Origin of the sequence: Streptomyces sp. S.PNR 29, from assembly GCF_030386795.1 — a bacterium.
Lineage (GTDB): Bacteria > Actinomycetota > Actinomycetes > Streptomycetales > Streptomycetaceae > Streptomyces.
This window is the reverse complement of sequence record NZ_JANUQM010000003.1, coordinates 697,817-716,407: the sequence shown is the minus strand read 5'-3', so window position 1 is coordinate 716,407 and position 18,591 is coordinate 697,817. Positions and strand designations below refer to the sequence as shown.

The window sequence follows — 18,591 nt, the reverse complement described above, 5'->3', positions numbered from 1 at the left end:
CGATCAACTCCGTACGTGTACTAGGCGAGATCGCCGAATTCGCTGTCGATGAAGGCGAGGACTTCCGCCGCCGAGGCGGTTTCGAGGGAGGTTTCCTCGGTGCCGGAGTCGGCGGCCGCCGGGCCCGTCTCCAGATGGCGCAGGATGCGGCGCAGCCGCGTGACGACCTCCTCGTGGTGCCCGGTGTCGCCGGAGGCCAGAGCCTCCACGCCGGCTTCGAGCCGGTCGAGTTCGCCCATGACCCGGAGCACCGGGTCCCGCTCCGGCGGGGCGGCGAGTTCCAGGAGGTGTCCGGCGAGCGCGGCCGGTGTCGGATGGTCGAAGACGAGGGTCGCGGGGACGGCCAGCGCGGTCGCCGTGCGCAGGTGGTTGCGCAGCTCGACCGCGGTGAGCGAGTCGAACCCGAGGGCCTTGAACGCCTGGTCGGGGTCGATCTCGTCGGCCGAGCCGTGGCCCAGTACGGCCGCGGTGTGCCGGCGCACCAGGTCCAGGACGTGCCGCTGCCGCTCCGGGGCGGCCAGTCCTTCGAGCCGCTCGGCCAGCGTCGTGGCCCCGGACGGTCCCGGCGCGGTCGTCGTGTCCGGGGCCGCGGCCGGCCGGACGCGGACGAGTTCCCGCAGGAGCGCGGGCACCGGCTCGTGCGCGTACCGGGCCCGCAGCCCGGCCAGGTCCAGGCGCGCCGGGGTGAGCGCGGCCAGGCCGGTGAGCCGCGCGGTGTCGAACAGCGCGAGGCCGTGCGCGGAGCTGAGCGGCGCGATGCCGGAGCGGCTCATCCGCTGCCGGTCGCGGTCCCGCAGCCGGCCGGTCATACCGCTGGCCTGCTCCCACAGCCCCCAGGCGAGGCTGGTGGCGGGCAGCCCCTGGGCGTGCCGGTGTTCGGCGAGCGCGTCGAGGAAGGCGTTGGCCGCGGCGTAGTTGCCCTGTCCGGCCGCGCCCAGGGTGGCCGAGGCGGAGGAGAACAGGACGAACATCCGGAGCCCCAGGTCCGCGGTGAGCCGGTGCAGGTTCCACGCTCCGCGCACCTTCGGATGGAGTACGGCGGACAGCCGCCCGTGGTCCAGGGCGGACACGACCCCGTCGTCGGTGACGCCGGCGGCGTGCACGACGCCCGCGAGGCGGTGCTCGGCGGTGAGGGCGTCCAGCACCCCGCGCAGCGCCTCCTCGTCCCCGGCGTCGCAGGCCACCACGTCGATCCGCGCGCCGAGTCCCGCCACCTCGTCGCGCAGCTGCCGTATCTCCGCGGTGTCGGTGCCGCGGCGTCCGGCCAGGGTGACGTGGCGCAGCCCGTGCCCGGTCACCAGGTGCCGGGCCAGCAGCGTGCCCAGGGTGCCGGTGCCGCCGGTGATCAGCACCGTCTCGCCGGCCTCGAAGGAGACGGCGGGGACGGTCAGTACGGCCTTGCCGGTGAGCGTCGCCTGGCTGAGCGCGCGGAAGGCGGCCGGGGCGTCCCGGACGTCCCAGACGGTCACGGGCAGCGGGGTGAGCGCACCGGAGGTGAAGAGCTCGACGAGGTGGGTGAGGATCTCGGCGATGCGGTCCGGGCCGGCCTCGCCCAGGTCGAACGACCGGTAGCGGACGCCCGGGTGCTCGGCGGCGACCCGTTCGGGATCGCGCAGGTCGGTCTTGCCCATCTCGATGAACCGGCCGCCTCGCGGCATGGCCCGCAGCGAGGCGTCGGTGAACTCGCCCGCGAGCGAGTTCAGCACCACGTCCACGCCCGCGCCCCCGGTCGCCTCCAGCACCGAGCCGGCGAAGGCCGTGGTCCGTGAGGAGGCGATGTGCGCGCGGTCCAGGCCGCCGTCGAGCAGCGTGCCCCACTTGGGCTCGCTCGCGGTGCCGTACACCTCGGCGCCCAGGTGCCGGGCCAGCTGGACGGCGGCCATGCCGACCCCGCCGGCGGCGGCGTGCACGAGCACCGACTCCCCCGCGCCCAGCCCGGCCAGGTCGACCAGGCCGTAGTAGGCGGTGAGGAAGGCGACCGGGGTGGCCGCCGCTGTCTCGTAGGACCAGCCGTCCGGCATCCGCGTCAGGAACCGGCGGTCGGCGACGGCGGTGGGCCCGAACGCCCCGGCGACCATGCCCATCACCCGGTCCCCGGGGGCGAGTTCGGTGACGCCGGGTCCGGTCTCCACCACGACTCCGGCGCACTCGGTGCCCAGGTCCGCGTGGCCGGGGTACATGTCCAGGGCGATCAGGACGTCCCGGAAGTTCATTCCGGCGGCGCGTACGGCGATCCGCACCATGCCCTCGCCCAGCGGCTCCCCGGCCTCGGGGCACGGAACCAGCGCCAGGTTGTCCAGGGTGCCGCGGCCGGTGCTGTCCAGCCGCCACGGGCCCGGCTCCGGCGGCACGGTCAGGGCGCGGCCGGTGTCCGGGCGGGTGAGCCTGCGGGCGTACGTCTTGCCGGCGCGCACGGCGATCTCCGGCTCCGCCTCCCGTACGGCCAGGGCGAGGTGCTCCGGGTCGGGTGCGGTGCCGTCGAAGTCGGCCAGGGTGATGCGGCCGGGGTTCTCGGTCTGGGCCGAGCGGACCAGGCCGAGGACCGTGGACTGGGCGAGCCCGGCCGGGCCGGTCGGGGCGTCGGCCTCGTCCCCGGCGCCGGTGGTCACCGCGCGCCGGGTGCCGATCACGAGGTGGCTGTCCGTCAGCCGGTCGTCGGCCAGCCACCGCTGGAGCAGGTCGAGTGCCCACTCGGCGCAGCGCCGGGCCGCCTCGGCGGGGTCGCCGCCGTCCGCGGTGTCCTCCGGGCAGCGGGCGAGCACCGTGCCCGGCTCCTCCTTGCCGTCCGCGAGGGCCTCGGCGAACGCGTCGAGGTCGGGGTGGTGCCGCCAGGCGCCGTCCAGGGGATCGCCGAGCAGTACGCAGTCGGCGGCGGGGTGCGCGGTGGCGTCGGCGCCGCTCAGCGGCACCCAGCGGGTGGTGAACAGCGCGTCGTCGGACGCGGGGGCGGCGCCGCGCAGCCGCTCCGGGGAGAGCGGGCGCAGGACCAGCGAGCCGACCGAGACCACCGGGCGGCCCGCGGTGTCCACGCCGTGCAGGGTGACGGTGCCGTCCTCGGCGCGGACCAGCCGGACCCGCAGCAGGTCGGCGCCGGCCGCGTGCACCCGGATCTCCCGCCAGGAGAACGGCAGCCGGGCCGAGCCGGGCTCGTCCGTGGCCTCGGCGGCCGGGCCCAGCGCGTGCAGGGCCGCGTCGAGCAGGGCCGGGTGGACGCCGAAGCCGCCGGTGCTGTCCGCGGGCAGGCTCACCTCGGCGAAGACCTCGCCGCCGCGTCGCCATGCGGCCTTCAGGCCCCGGAAGACCGGCCCGTAGGAGAAGCCCGCGTCGGCGAGCCCGTCGTAGAACCCGTCGAGGGGGATGGGTTCGCCGCCCGCCACCGGCCAGGTCCCCCAGTCCGCGGGCGGCGGGACGGACGCGTCGTCGGCCGGGGCCAGCAGGCCCTCGGCGTGCCGGGTCCAGCCCGTCCCGTCCGTCGCCTCGTCCGCGCCGTCCGGCTGTGAGTACACCGCGACCGGGCGGCAACCGGTGTCGTCGGGCGCGCCGAGCACCAGCCGCAGCCGCACCGCCGCGTCCTGTGCGAGCGCCAGCGGCGTGGCCAGGGTCAGTTCGCGCAACGCGCCGCAGCCGACCCGGTCGCCCGCCCAGCAGGCGAGGTCGACGAACGCGGTGCCGGGGACGAGCACGGTGCCCAGCACCGTGTGGTCGCCCAGCCAGGGGTGCGTCGCCAGGGAGACCCGGCCGGTGCACAGCACCTCCTCGCCGGCCGGCGAGGGGAGCCAGGCCGTCAACAGCGGGTGTCCGGCCTCGGCGAGCCCGGCCGCGGCCAGGTCCCGTGCGGCGGTGCCCGGCTGCGGCCAGAAGCGCCGGTGCTGGAAGGCGTACGTCGGCAGGTCCACGGCCCGCGCTCCCGTACCGGCGAGCAGAGCCGTCCAGTCGACGGTGGCGCCGGTGACGAAGACGGTCGCCAGCGCGTGCAGCAGGGACGCGTCCTCGGGACGCCCGGCGTGGAGCACGGGGGCGCAGACCGCGCCGGTGCCGGTGTGGTCGAGGACCTCCTCCACCATCGCGGTCAGCGCGCCGCCGGGGCCCAGCTCCAGGAGCTTGTCCACGCCCCGGCCGAGCACGGTGCTCACCCCGTCGGCGAAGCGGACGGCCTCGCGGACATGACGCACCCAGTAGTCCGGGGTGAGCAGTTCGGGGCCCGCGATCCCGCCGGTCAGGTTGGAGACCACCGGGATGCGCGGCGTACGGAACTCCACGGACGCCAGCACCTGCTCGAACTCGGCGAGCATCGGCTCCATCCGCGCCGAGTGGAACGCGTGCGAGACCGTCAGCCGCTTGGTACGCCGCCCCTCCGCGGCCAGCTTCGCCGCCAGCTCCAGCACCGGCTCCTCGTCCCCGGACAGCACCAGCGACCGCGGCCCGTTCACCGCCGCCACCGACACCCCCTCCGGCAACTCCACCAGTTGGTCCTCGGCCACCTGCATCGCGACCATCGCCCCACCGGAAGGCAGCGCCTGCATCAGCCGGCCCCGCGCCGCCACCACCCGGCAGGCGTCCTCCAGCGACCACACCCCGGCCGCGTACGCCGCCGCCAGCTCACCGATGGAGTGACCCACCAGCACATCCGCCCGCACACCCCACGAGGCGACCAGCTCGAACAGCGCCACCTCCAGCGCGAACAACGCCGGCTGCGCCCACTCCGTACGGTCCAGGACCCCCTCTTCGCCGCCGAAGACGACCTCCCGCAGCGAGCCGGGCAATAGCCCGTCGAACCCGGCGCACACCTCGTCGAAGGCGGCCGCGAACGCCGGGAACGCCTCGTACAGCTCCCGGCCCATGTCCGCGCGCTGGGACCCCTGACCGGTGAACAGCAGCGCCGTCCCTCCGTCGCCGGCCACACCGCGCACCGTCCCCGTGCCGGTCCCGTTCTCGGCCAGCACCTCCAACCGGTCCAGGAACTCCTCCGGTTCCCGCCCGGTCAGCACCGCCCGGTGTTCCAGCACCGCGCGCGTCGCCGCCAGCGACCAGCCCACGTCCACCGGGCGCAGCGCACGCCCCCGCAGATGCTCCGCGAGCCGCCGCGCCTGTGCCCGCAGCCCTTCCTCCGACCGCGCCGACACCACCCACGGCACCACGCCGGCGGCCCGGTCCGGGGTCTCGGGGGAAGCCGTCTCCACCGGCTCCGGCGCCTCTTCCAGGATGACGTGGGCGTTGGTGCCGCTGATCCCGAACGCCGACACACCCGCACGCCGCGGACGGCCGGTCTCCGGCCACGGGCGTGTCTCGGTGAGCAGCTCCACCGATCCCGCCGACCAGTCCACCTCGCGCGAGGGCGCGTCCACGTGCAGCGTCTTCGGCAGCACTCCGTGCCGCAGCGCCAGCACCGACTTGATCACACCGGCCACACCGGCTGCCGCCTGCGTATGACCGATGTTCGACTTCACCGAGCCGAGGTACAGCGGCCGGCCGTCCGCGCGGTCCTGGCCGTACGTCGCCAGCAGCGCCTGCGCCTCGATCGGGTCGCCCAGGCTGGTCCCGGTGCCGTGCGCCTCCACCAGGTCGATGTCCGCGGGCGACAGTCCGGCACCGGCGACCGCCTGACGGATCACCCGCTGCTGCGAAGGACCGTTCGGCGCGGTCAGGCCGTTCGACGCGCCGTCGGAGTTCACCGCCGAACCGCGCACCACCGCCAGCACGGTGTGACCGCGCCGGCGTGCCTCGGACAGCCGGGAGAGCACCAGCACGCCGACGCCCTCGCCCCAGCCGGTGCCGTCCGCGCCGTCGGCGAACGCCTTGCACCGGCCGTCGGGAGCCAGACCGCCCTGCCGCGCGAAGGCGTCGAAGGCGTTGGGGGTGGCCATCACGGCCACGCCGCCGGCCAGGGCCAGGTCGCACTCGCCGCCCCGCAGCGCCTGCGCCGCCAGATGCAGCGCCACCAGCGAGGAGGAGCACGCCGTGTCCACCGTCAGCGCCGGGCCCTCCAGGCCCAGCGCGTAGGCGATGCGGCCGGACAGCACACTGCCGACGGCGCCGGTGAGGGCGTAGTCCTGGCCTCCCTCCAGGGACGCGACGAGGGTGCTGTAGTCGTGCGAGCCCGCGCCGACGAAGACGCCGGTGCGGCTGCCGCGCAGCGACAGCGCGTCCACCCCGGCCCGCTCCAGCGCCTCCCACGAGGTCTCAAGGAGCAGCCGCTGCTGCGGGTCCATGGCCAGCGCCTCACGCGGCGAGATCCCGAAGAACGCCGCGTCGAAGCCGGTGGCGTCCGCGAGGAATCCGCCCGTCTGGGAGAAGGCGGCGTCGGGGGCGACGTCCCAGCCCCGGTCGGTGGGGAAACCGCCGATCGCGTCGTCGCCCGCGGCGAGCAGCTCCCAGAACTTCTCGGGAGTCGTCGTGCCGCCGGGATACCGGCAGGCCATCGCCACGATGACGACCGGGTCGTCGTCCGCCGGAGGGGCGGGTGCGGTGAGCGCGGGTGCGGCCGTCTCGGCCGGCGTGTCCGCGCCGAACAGCTGGGTCCGCAGGGCGTCGGCCGCCGCGCGGGGCGTGGGGTGGTCGAAGACGAGGGTGGCGGGCAGCCGCAGCCCGGTGGCCGCCGTGAGCCGGTTGCGCAGGTCGACGGCGGTCAGCGAGTCGAAGCCGAGTTCCTTGAAGGGCTTCGACGGTGCGATGGACTCGGCGCTCGTGTGCCCGAGGGCGAGCGCCGCGGTGGTCCTGACCAGGTCCAGCAGTTCCCGGTCGCGCTCGCCGTCGGGCAGCTGCGCCAGCCGCGCGGCCAGGCCGGGCACGTCGGCGGCCGGTTCGGCCGGGGCGGGGGCGGCCTCCGGGATGCGGTCGATCAGCGGGCGCGGGCGGGCCGCGGTGAACGTCTCGGCGAAGCGCGCCCAGTCCATGTCGGTGACCGTCAGCGCGGTCTCGTCGTGGTCGAGCGCCTGCTGGAGGGCGGCGATCGCCCGGTCGGGGTCCATCGAGCGGACGCCGCCGCGGGCCAGCTCGCGCGCGAGGTCGTCGTCGACCATGCCGCCGCCGGCCCAGCTGCCCCAGGCCACCGAGGTGGCGACGAGGCCGCGCCGGCGCCGGTCCGCCGCGAGGGCGTCGGCGTACGCGTTGGCCGCGGCGTATCCGCCCTGGCCCGCGCTGCCCCAGATCGCGGCGCCGGACGAGAACAGCACGAACGCGTCGAGGTCGTGGCCGGCCAGCAGCTCGTCCAGGTTGCGGGCGCCGGCGGCCTTGGCGGCGACGACGTCCGCCAGTTCGGCGAGGGTGGTTCCGTCGAGCGGGGCGTTGCGGCTGACCCCCGCGGTGTGGATGACGGCGCTGACGGGGAACGCCTCGGGAACGGCGGCCAGCGCGTCGGCGAGCTGTGCGCGGTCGGCGACGTCACAGGCGGTGACCGTCACCTCGGTGCCCAGGGCGCGCAGTTCCTCGGCGAGTTCGGTGGCGCCCTCGGCCGCCGGGCCGCGTCGGCTGGTCAGCAGCAGGTGCCCGGCGCCCGCGCGGGCGAGCCAGCGGGCCACCCGGGCGCCCAGCGCTCCGGTGCCGCCGGTGACGACGACGGTGCCGTCGGGCCGGGGACGCCAGATGCGCGGCGCCGTCACGCCCGCCAGGGGTGCGCGGACCAGGCGGCGTACGTACGGTCCGGAGGACCGCAGGGCGTACTCCTGCTCGGCCGAGTCGGCGGCGAGCACGGCCCGCAGCAGGGCCGCGGTGCGCTCGTCTGGTTCGGCGGGCAGGTCGACGAGTCCGCCCCAGGTCGCGGGGGTCTCCAGGCCGGCGACCCGGCCCAGCCCCCAGAGCTGGGCCTGGCCGGGTGCCGTGACCTGGTCGGAGCCGCCGGTGCCGACGGCGCCGCTGGTCAGGCACCACAGGGGTGCCTCGATCCCGGTTTCCCGCAGTGCGGTCAGCAGGTCGACGGTGGCGGCCAGCCCCGTCGGCAGGGCGGTGTGCTGCGGGTGCGGGCGGTCGGTGAGGCCCAGCAGGGACACGACGCCCGTCCAGGCGGTGTCCTGCGGTGTGCGCGGATGGGCGGGCACGTCGGCCGACCGCACCACGGTGGCGGCGCCCTCGCCGAGGGCCGCGCTCACCCATCGGGTGAGTGCCGCGTCCGGGTCGTCGGTCACCAGCAGCCAGTCGCCGGCCGGGGCGGTGGGCGCGGGCGGGTTCACCGGCGTCCAGGTGACGCGGTAGCGCCAGGTGTCGAGCGTGGCGGAGTCCCTGCGGCGGCGGCGCCAGCCGGACAGCGCGGGCACCAGGTCGTGCAGCGACCGGCCGTCCGGCAGGGCCAGTTCGGCCGCCACGGCGTCCAGGTCGCCGCGCTCCACGGCCTGCCACAGCGGGGCGTCGTCCTCGCCGCCGCCGGCCGCGGTGGGCGGTGTGACGGGCTCGGGCCAGAACCGGGTGCGCTGGAAGGGATAGGTGGGCAGCTCGACCGGGCGGGTGCCGGTGCTGCCCAGCACGGCCGCCCAGTCCACGGGGGCGCCGCGGACGAAGGCCTCGGCCAGCGAGAGCAGGAACCGCTCCGGGCCGCCCTCGTCCCGGCGCAGGCTGCCCACCGCGGCGGCCGTCGCCGTGACGGCGTCGGCGGCGTCCTGCACGGCCGGCACCAGTACGGGGTGCGGGCTCATCTCCAGGAACACGTCGTGGCCCTGGGCGAGGAGTTCCTCGGTGACCGGCCCGAACAGCACGGGCCTGCGCAGATTGCGGTACCAGTACCCGGCGTCCAGATCCGCGGTGTCGAGCCTGCCGCCGGTCGTGGTGGAGTGGAAGGGGATCGTCGCGGAGCGCGGCACGATCCCGGCCGCCAGCTCGGTCAGCTTCCGCTCGATCCGCTCCACCTGGGGTGAGTGGGAGGCGTAGTCGACGGGGATACGGCGAGCCCGCACACCGTCCGCCTCGCAGGCGGCGAGCAGTTCGGCCAGCGCCTGGGGTTCGCCGGCGACGACGGTGGAACGGCGGCTGTTGTGGGCCGCGACCGAGATCCTGCCCTCCCAGCGGGCGATGCGGTCCGCCGTGTCGGCCGGGGACAGGGCCACCGACATCATGCCGCCGTGCCCGGACAGCTCCTCGCCGATGAGCCGGCTGCGCAACGTCACGAGCGCGGCGCCGTCCTCCAGGGACAGGGCGCCCGCCACGCACGCCGCGGCGATCTCGCCCTGCGAGTGCCCGACCACGGCGGCCGGTTCGACCCCGCAGGAACGCCACAGTGCGGCCAGCGAGACGCTCACCGCCCAGGACGCGGGCTGGAGCACGTCCACGCGGTCCAGTCCGGGCGCTCCGTCCGCCTGGTGGATCACCTCCGCGAGGGACCAGTCGGTCAGGTCCGCGAGGGCCTTGGCGCAGCGGTCCATCCACTGCGCGAACTCGGGCGAGGACTGCCACAGCCGGGCGGCCATGCCCGCCCACTGCGCGCCCTGGCCGGGGAAGACGAAGACGACCCGGCCGCGGGTGTCTGCGGTGCCGCGCACCACCCGCGGGTCGCCCTCGCCGCCGGCCAGCGCGGCGAGCGCGGAGGTGTACTCGTCACGGCCGTCGGCGAGCAGCACGGCGCGCTCCGCCCAGATCGTCCTGGTCGCCACGAGGGAGCGGGCGACGTCGGCCGGTTCCGCGGCGGGCGCCGCCTCGCGCAGACGGTCCGCCAGCGCGCCCAGCGCCTGAGGGGACCTGGCGGTCAGCACCCACGGCTGGACGGGGCTGTCCAGCGCGGGCAGCCGCACGGCCGGTGCCGGGTCGGGGGCGGCGGGCGGGGGCGCCTGCTCCAGGATCACGTGGGCGTTGGTGCCGCTGACGCCGAAGGCGGAGACGCCGGCGCGGCGCGGCCGGTCGACGGCCGGCCAGGGCCGGTCCTCGGTGAGCAGGGCGACCGCGCCCTGCGACCAGTCGACCTCCGGGGTCGGCCGCGGGGCGTGCAGGGTCTTCGGGAGCCGGCCGTGCCGCAGGGCGAACAGCATCTTCAGTACGCCGGCCAGGCCGGCGGCGGCCTGGGTGTGCCCGATGTTCGACTTGATGGAGCCGAGGTACAGCGGCCGGCCGTCGGGGCGGTCCTGGCCGTAGGTGGCGAGCAGGGCCTGCGCCTCGATGGGGTCGCCGAGCCGGGTGCCCGTGCCGTGCGCCTCCACCGCGTCCACGTCGGACGGCGCGCAGCCGGCGTCGGCCAGCGCCTGACGGATCACCCGCTGCTGCGCGGGCCCGTTGGGCGCGCTGAGCCCGTTGGAGGCGCCGTCCTGGTTGACGGCGGTGCCGCGTACGACGCCCAGCACCTCGTGGCCCAGGCGGCGGGCGTCGGAGAGCCGCTCCAGGACGACGGTGCCCACGCCCTCGGCCCAGCCGGTGCCGTCCGCGTCGGGGCCGAAGGCCTTGCAGCGCCCGTCGGCGGACAGGCCGCGCTGCCGGGAGAACTCCACGAAGATGTCCGGGGAGGACATCACGGTCACGCCGGCGGCGAGCGCGAGGTCGCACTCGCCCGCGTCGAGCGCCTGGACGGCGAGGTGCAGGGCGACCAGCGCCGAGGAGCAGGCGGTGTCGACGGTCAGCGCGGGGCCTTCGAGGCCGAGGGTGTAGGCGATACGGCCGGACAGCACGCTGGAGGCCGTGCCGGTCAGCACATGCCCCTCGACGTCGGAGGAGTGCGGCAGGTTCGCGTAGTCCTGGCCGTTGGAGCCGACGAACACGCCGGTCCGGCTGCCGGCCAGGGAGCCCGGGACGATGCCCGCCCGCTCCAGCGCCTCCCACGAGGTCTCAAGCAGCAGCCGCTGCTGCGGGTCCATCGCCAGCGCCTCACGCGGCGAGATCCCGAAGAACGCCGCGTCGAAGTCCGCCACGTCGGTGAGGAAGCCGCCCTCACGGACGTAACTCGTGCCGGGCGTGCCGGGGTCGGGGTCGTAGAGGCGGTCGAGGTCCCAGCCCCGGTCCACCGGGAAGGGCCCGATCGCGTCGCCGCCGTCGAGGACGAGCTGCCACAGGTCCTCCGGGGTGCGCACGCCGCCGGGGAACCGGCAGGCGGCGGACACGATCACGACGGGGTCGTCGTGGGTGCGTGCGGGGGCGGCCGGCCGCGCGCCGGCGGCCGCGGGCCGGTCACCGGCGCCGTCCGACGCGGCGGCCAGGTGCTCGACGAGCCGGCCCGGCGTCGGGTGGTCGAAGATCAGACTCGGCGGCAGCCGCCTGCCGAGTGCGGCGGCGAGCCGGTTGCGGAACTCGACGCCGATCAGCGAGTCGAAGCCGAGCGACTTGAAGGTGCGGTCGGCCGGCGCCCGGTCGGTGGCCGGGAGTCCCAGGACGGCGGCGACCTCGGCGCTCACCATGTCGTCGAGCGCCTGGCGCAGTTCGTCGCCCGCCAGTCCGGCGAGGCGGTCCGCCGGTCCGGCGGTGACCTGGCCGGTCTCCTGCGGCCGGGCCTGCCGTACCTCGGGGATCTGCGTGAGCAGTGGGTGCGGCCTGCCGGGGCCGAACCCGGCCGCGAACCTCTCCCAGTCCACGTCGGCGACCGTCACGGCGGTCTCACCGTCGGCGATGGCCCGGTCGAGCGCGGCGAGGGCGGCGGCCGGGTCGAGGGGCACCAGACCGGTGCGCGCCAGCCGGTCGCGGGCGACCTGGGTGTCACCGGCCATGCCCGCGCCGGACCAGGAGCCCCAGGCCACCGCCGTCGCCGGCAGGCCGAGCTGGGCCCGGTGCACGGCGAGGGCGTCCAGGTAGGCGTTGGCGGCCGCGTAGTTGCCCTGCCCGGCCAGGCCGACCGTGCCGGCGACGGACGAGAACAGCACGAACAGGGACAGGTCGAGGTCGCGGGTGAGTTCGTGCAGGTGCCGGGCGCCGGTCACCTTGGGTCCGGCGACGGCGGCGAACCGGTCGGGGGTGAGCGAGTCGAGCACTCCGTCGTCGAGGACACCGGCCGCGTGCACGACGCCGGTCAGCGGGCGGTCGGCGGGCAGCGCGGCGATCAGGTCCGCCAGGGCGTCCCGGTCGGCCACGTCACAGGCGGCGACCGTCACCTCGGTGCCCGACTCCCGCAGCCGCGCGGTGAGTTCGGCGGCGCCTTCGGCATCAGGGCCACGCCGGCTGGTGAGCAGCACGTGCCGGGCACCGGCCCTGGCAAGCCATCCGGCGATGTGCGCACCCAGCGCACCGGTGCCGCCGGTCACCAGCACGGTGCCGTCCGCGATCGACCGGCGCCGACCCGCCCCCTGACCGGAGCCGGAGCCGGTGCCTGCGTCGGCGTCGGCGCCGGCGTGGGCGTCGCCCAGTGCACCGGTCACCGGCACGGCGCCGTCCGCGTACGACCCGCGCTCACCCGCGCCCTGACCGGACGCGGTCGCGGGCACCCGCGGCGTCGCGCGGTGCAGCCGTCGGGCGTACAGGCCCGCCGCCCGGACGGCCACCTGGTCCTCGCTGGTGCCGCCCGACAGGACGGCGCACAGGCGGGCACGCGCCCGGGCGTCCAGTTCGGTGGGCAGGTCGAGGAGGCCTCCCCAGCGCTCGGGGTGCTCCAGCGCGGCGACCCGGCCCATGCCCCACACCTGGGCCTGTGCGGGGGCGGAAAGCGCGTCGGAGCGGCTCACCGACACCGCGCCGCGCGTCAGCGACCACAGGCGGCCGCCGCCGCCGAGCCCGGTGAGGGCCTGCAGCAGCACGGCGGTCGCGGCGGCGCCCGCGCCGGGCCCGCGGTCCAGGGCGAGCAGCGACACCACGCCGCGGCCCTCCTCGCCGAGCGCCGCGCGCAGGGCGTCGGCGATCTCGGCGCGGTCGGGCCGCTCCGGGTCGACCTCGACCACCACGGGAGAGGCACCGTGCTCCCGGAGGGCGGCCGTCACGTCCGGCAGGACATCCGGCCGGCCCTCGCCCGTGGGGACGACGACGGCCCAGACACCGCTCAGCGACGGCGTGGCGCCGTCCGGCACGCTCGCCCACTCGGCGCGGTAGCGGAGGGGGTCCGCGGGCGCCGAGGACGGCGTGACGGGCTCCATCCAGTAACGGCGGCGCTGGAACGCGTAGGTGGGCAGCTCGACCGTGCGGGCGCCGTACGGCGCGAAGAAGGCCGCCCAGTCCACGTCCAGGCCGGTGGCGTGCAGCCGGCCGAGGGCGGTCAGCAGCGCGCGGGACTCGGGCTGGTCGCGGCGCAGCGCGGGTACGGCGACCACGTCCCGGTCGATGCCCTGCTCGGCCAGGGTGTCGTGGGCGAGCGAGGTCAGGACGCCGTCGGGTCCGAGTTCGAGGTAGCGCCGGACGCCCGCGCCGTGCGCGGTGGTGACGCAGTCGGCGAAGCGGACCGCTTCGCGGACCTGACGGACCCAGTACTCCGGTGTGGTCAGCTCCCCGCCGGCCATCTCACCGGTGAGGTTCGAGATCACCGGAAGGGCGGCGGGCCGGAACTCCACGGTCTCCAGCACCTGCTGGAACTCGGCGAGCATCGGCTCCATCCGCGCCGAGTGGAACGCGTGCGAGACCGTCAGCCGCTTGGTGCGGCGGCCCTCCCCGGCCAGCCGCGCCGCCAGCTCCAGCACCGGCTCCTCGTCCCCGGACAGCACCAGTGCCCGCGGCCCGTTCACCGCCGCCACCGACACCCCGTCCGGCAGCACGCCCAGCTCGTCCTCGGCCGCCTCCACCGCGACCATCGCCCCGCCGGAGGGCAGCGCCTGCATCAACCGGCCCCGCGCCGCCACCACCCGGCACGCGTCCGCCAGCGACCACACCCCGGCCACATGGGCCGCGGCCAGCTCGCCGATGGAGTGCCCCAGCAGCACATCCGGCCGCACACCCCACGCCTCCAGCAGCCGGAACAGGGCCACTTCCACCGCGAACAGCGCCGGCTGCGCCCACCCGGTGCCCTCCAGCAGGTCCGGGTCACCGCCGAAGACGACCTCCTTCAGCGGCCGCTCCGTTTCGGCGTCCAGGTGCGCGCACACCTCGTCGAACGCCGCCGCGAACACCGGGAAGGCGGTGTACAGCGCCCGGCCCATGCCCAGGCGCTGCGCCCCCTGACCGGTGAACAGGAAGGCCAGGGAGCCCTCACCGGCCACACCCCGTACGACACCGGCCGCCGACGCGTCCTCGCAGAGCGCCCGAAGACCGGCCAGCAGCTCGTCCCGGTCCGCGCCCAGCACAACCGCGCGGTGCTCCAGCGCCGCACGCGACCGGGCCAGCGTCAGCCCCACGTCGGCCGGTTGCAGCTCGGGCTCGCTCGCCACACGGTCCAGCAGCCGGGCCGCCTGGGCGCGCAGCGCGGCCTCACCACGGCCGGACACCACCCACGGAACCACCTCGGCGGACTGCTCCGCGCTGGTCCGTGTCTCTGCCGGCGTCTCTTCCGGCGTCTCTTCCGGTGCTTCTTCCACGATCACATGGGCGTTGGTGCCGCTGATCCCGAACGAGGAGACGCCCGCACGGCGCGGACGGCCGGTCTCCGGCCACGGACGGGTCTCGGTGAGCAGCTCCACCGATCCCGCCGACCAGTCCACCTCGCGCGAGGGCGCGTCCACGTGCAGCGTCTTCGGCAGCACTCCGTGCCGCAGCGCCAGCACCGACTTGATCACACCGGCCACACCGGCTGCCGCCTGCGTATGACCGATGTTCGACTTCACCGAGCCGAGGTACAGCGGCCGGCCGTCCGCGCGGTCCTGGCCGTACGTCGCCAGCAGCGCCTGCGCCTCGATCGGGTCGCCCAGGCTGGTCCCGGTGCCGTGCGCCTCCACCAGGTCGATGTCGGCGGACGACAGCCCCGCCGACGCCAGCGCCTGACGGATCACCCGCTGCTGGGAAGCACCGTTCGGCGCGGTCAGGCCGTTCGACGCGCCGTCGGAGTTCACCGCCGAACCGCGCAGCACCGCCAGGACCGGGCGCCCGTCGCGCACCGCGTCCGACAGCCGCTGCACCGCGAGCACGCCGACGCCCTCGGCCCACCCGGTGCCGTCCGCGCCGTCGGCGAACGCCTTGCACCGGCCGTCGGGAGCCAGACCGCCCTGCCGCGCGAACTCGGCGAACATGCCCGCGGTCGCCATCACGGTGACACCGCCGGCGAGGGCCAGGTCGCACTCGCCGCCGCGCAGCGCCTGCGCCGCCAGATGCAGCGCCACCAGCGAGGAGGAGCACGCCGTGTCCACCGTCAGCGCCGGGCCCTCCAGGCCCAGCACGTAGGCGACCCGGCCGGACAGCACACTGGGCGCCGTACCGGTCAGCACGTGTCCGTCGGCTTCCGAGGGCTCGTGGAGCCTGGGGCCGTATTCGGAGGGGCTCGCCCCGACGAAGACGCCGGTGCGGCTGCCGCGCAACGACAGCGCGTCCACCCCGGCCCGCTCCAGCGCCTCCCACGCCGTCTCAAGCAGCAGCCGCTGCTGCGGGTCCATGGCCAGCGCCTCACGCGGCGAGATCCCGAAGAACGCCGCGTCGAACTCGGCCGCGTCCGCGAGGAAACCGCCCTCGCCGGGGAAGTTCCCGGAGAGGGTCCAGCCGCGGTCCACGGGCAGCGGGGCGACGGCGTCGCCGTCCTCCGACACGAACTGCCAGAACTCCTCGGGCGACCGGATCCCTCCGGGCAGCCGGCAGGCCATGCCCACGATCACGACGGGGTCGTCGGTGTGCACGGCCGCCGGAGCCGTGGTGAGCGCCTCGGGCCGGTCGGCGCCGTCGGACGACAGCCGGCGCGCGAGGGCGTCCGGCGTCGGGTGGTCGAAGAGCAGGGTGGTGGGCACCCGCCGTCCGGTGGCCTCGGTGAGCCGCTCACCGAGTTCCGCCAGCATCAGGGAGCTGAACCCCAGCTCCTTGAACGGCGTGTGCGCGGCGATGTCGTCCGGGGAGTCGTGCCCGAGCACCAGGGCCACGGCTGCCCGGACGGTCTCCAGCGTCGTACGGTCGCCGCGCGGTGCGCGCACCGGCGGTACCGGCTCGTCGACGGGACGGGGCCGGTGTCCCAGGTCCCGGCGGGGGGCCGGTCCGGGAGCCGCGTCGGGCAGCCAGTGGCGCCGCCGCTGGAACGCGTACGTGGGCAGCGGCACCCGCCGGGCGCCCGCCTCGGTGGCCAGCCGCTCCCAGTGCATCGGCACGCCACGGACCTGCAGGGCGGCCAGGGCGGCGACCACCGCCTCCGGTTCGGTGCGGTCACGGCCGCGCAGCAGGGGCACGGACACGGTGTCGTCGCCGCGCAGGCAGTCCCGGGCCATGGACGACAGCGTGCCGTCCGGGCCGAGTTCGAGCAGGGTCGTCGCGCCCTGCTCCTCCAGCAGGCGCACTCCGTCCAGGAAGCGCACGGTGGCGCGGGCGTGCCGTACCCAGTACTCCGGGGAACACGCCTCGGCCTCGGTGAGCAGGGCGCCCGTCTCGTTCGACACGATCGGGATGCGCGGGGCCGCGAAGGTCAGCCGCTCGGCGATCCCGCGGAACTCCGCGAGCATGCCGTCCATGTGCGGCGAGTGGAAGGCGTGGCTGACCCGCAGCCGCTTGGTCTTGCGGCCCTGGGCGGCCCAGTGCGCGGCGACGGCCAGGACGGCGTCCTCGTCGCCCGCGAGCACCGTGGAGGCCGGGCCGTTGAGCGCGGCCGCCGCCACCGACTCGCCGAGGAACGGGGCGAGTTCCTCCTCGGTGGCCTGGAGGGACACCATCGCCCCGGTGGCCGGCCGGCCCTGCATGAGCCGGCCGCGCGCGGCGACCAGGGTGCAGGCGTCGGTGAGGGACAGGACTCCGGCGACGTGCGCCGCGGCCAGCTCGCCGACGGAGTGGCCGAGCAGCAGCCGGGGGGTGAGGCCGCAGTGTTCCGCGAACCGGAAGAGGGCGACCTCGACGGCGAACAGCGCGGGCTGGGTGAACTCGGTACGGTCCAGCAGGGCCGCCTCGGCCGTGCCTTCCGCGGCGAAGAGCACCTCCCGCAGGGGCACCGGCAGGTGGGGGTCCAGGTGGGCGCACACCTCGTCGAGGGCGGCCGCGTACGCCGATGACGACCGGTACAGCTCGGCGGTCATGCCGGGGCGCTGGCTGCCCTGCCCGGTGAAGAGGAAGGCGAGCGAGCCGGGGGTCACGGTGCCGCGCACGAGGTCCGCGCCGGGCGTGCCGTCGGCGAGCCGGGCGAGGCCGTCGGTCAGGTCCTGCGGTTCGCGGGCGAGCAGCACGGCACGGTGTTCGAAGGCGGTGCGGGCGGTGGCCAGGGTGTGGGCGACGTCCTGGACGCGCTGCGGGCCGTGCTCGTCGAGGTGCCGGCGCAGGTGGTGCGCCTGGTCGCGCAGCGCCTGCTCGTCCCGGCCCGTGACGAGGAGGGGCACCGGCGTCCCGGTGGGCCGGATGCCGGGTGCGGTCGCCGGTGCGGCGCCGTCCCATTCGGTGAGGACGACATGGCAGTTGGTGCCGCCCATGCCGAAGGAGCTGACGCCCACGACCAGCGGGCCGGCCTCGCTCGGCCAGGGACGCAGTGCGGTGTTGACGCTCAGGCCCAGCTCCGTCAGGGGGATGCGGGGGCTGGGGGTGTCGAAGTTGAGGCTGGCGGGGATCTCACGGTGGCGCACGGCCAGCACGGCCTTGAGGAGTCCCGCGATGCCGGCGGCGCCCTCGAGGTGGCCGATGTTGGTCTTCACCGAACCGACCAGCAGCGGTCGTTCGGCATCGCGGCCCGCTCCGAGCACGGCGCCGACGGCCGCGGCCTCGACGGGGTCGCCGGCGGGGGTTCCGGTGCCGTGCAGTTCCACGTATCCGACGGCGTCCGGGGAGATCCCGGCCTGCTCGTACGCGGCGGTCAGCACCGCCTCCTGGCCCTCGCGGTCGGGGACGGTCAGGCCCTCACCGCCGCCGTCGTTGTTCACCGCGCTGCCCGCGAGCACGCACAGGATGTCGTCGCCGTCGGCGATCGCCTCGGCCAGCGGCTTGAGGACGACCACACCGCCGCCCTCGCCGCGCACATAGCCGTTGGCGCGGGCGTCGAAGGTGTAGCAGCGGCCGTCCGGGGAGAGCGCCCCGAAGCGTTCGACGGCGGCCGTGCTGTCCTCGGCGAGGATCAGGTTCACCCCGCCCGCGAGGGCCAGGGAGCACTCGCCCCGGCGCAGGCTCTCGGCGGCCAGGTGCACGGCGACCAGGGACGACGACTGTCCCGAGTCGACGGTGAAGCTCGGCCCGTGCAGGCCCAGCGTGTAGGAGACCCGGTTGGCGATCATGCCCCGGTTGAGGCCGGTGGTCGTCTCCGGGGTGGTGGCGTCCGCGCCGGCCGCCCGGGACAGCGCGGCATAGTCGTCGGCGATGGCGCCGACGAAGACACCGGCGTCGCCACCGTCGAGGCGGGCGGGCACGATGCCGGCGTTCTCCAATGCTTCCCAGCACAGTTCCAGCATCAGCCGCTGCTGCGGGTCCATGACCGCGGCCTCACGCGGTGAAATACCGAAGAAACCGGCGTCGAAACGGTCGACCGAATCCAGGAAGCCGCCCCGTCGCGGTGCGTACGGGCGGTCCGGTGCGGCGGCGCCGACGGCTTCCGTACCGTCGCGGAGAATGGCGCGGAATTCGGCCGGTCCTGCCGCACCGGGCAGTCGGCACGCCATTCCCACCACCGCGATCGGCTGGGCGGATCGCGCCGTGAATTCAGCGACCTCTGACTCGGATCCACCCGCCATGCGTTTCCCTTACGTC

General features: G+C 75.9%; 1 protein-coding gene. It reads right to left on the bottom strand.

What is annotated here, in order from left to right; translation table 11 throughout:
• Positions 1-20 precede the first annotated feature (20 nt).
• A complete protein-coding gene (locus NW895_RS12010; RefSeq protein WP_289935412.1) occupies positions 21-18,575 on the bottom strand; it encodes a type I polyketide synthase in 18,555 nt (6,184 codons plus the stop codon).
• Positions 18,576-18,591: the final 16 nt, after the last annotated feature.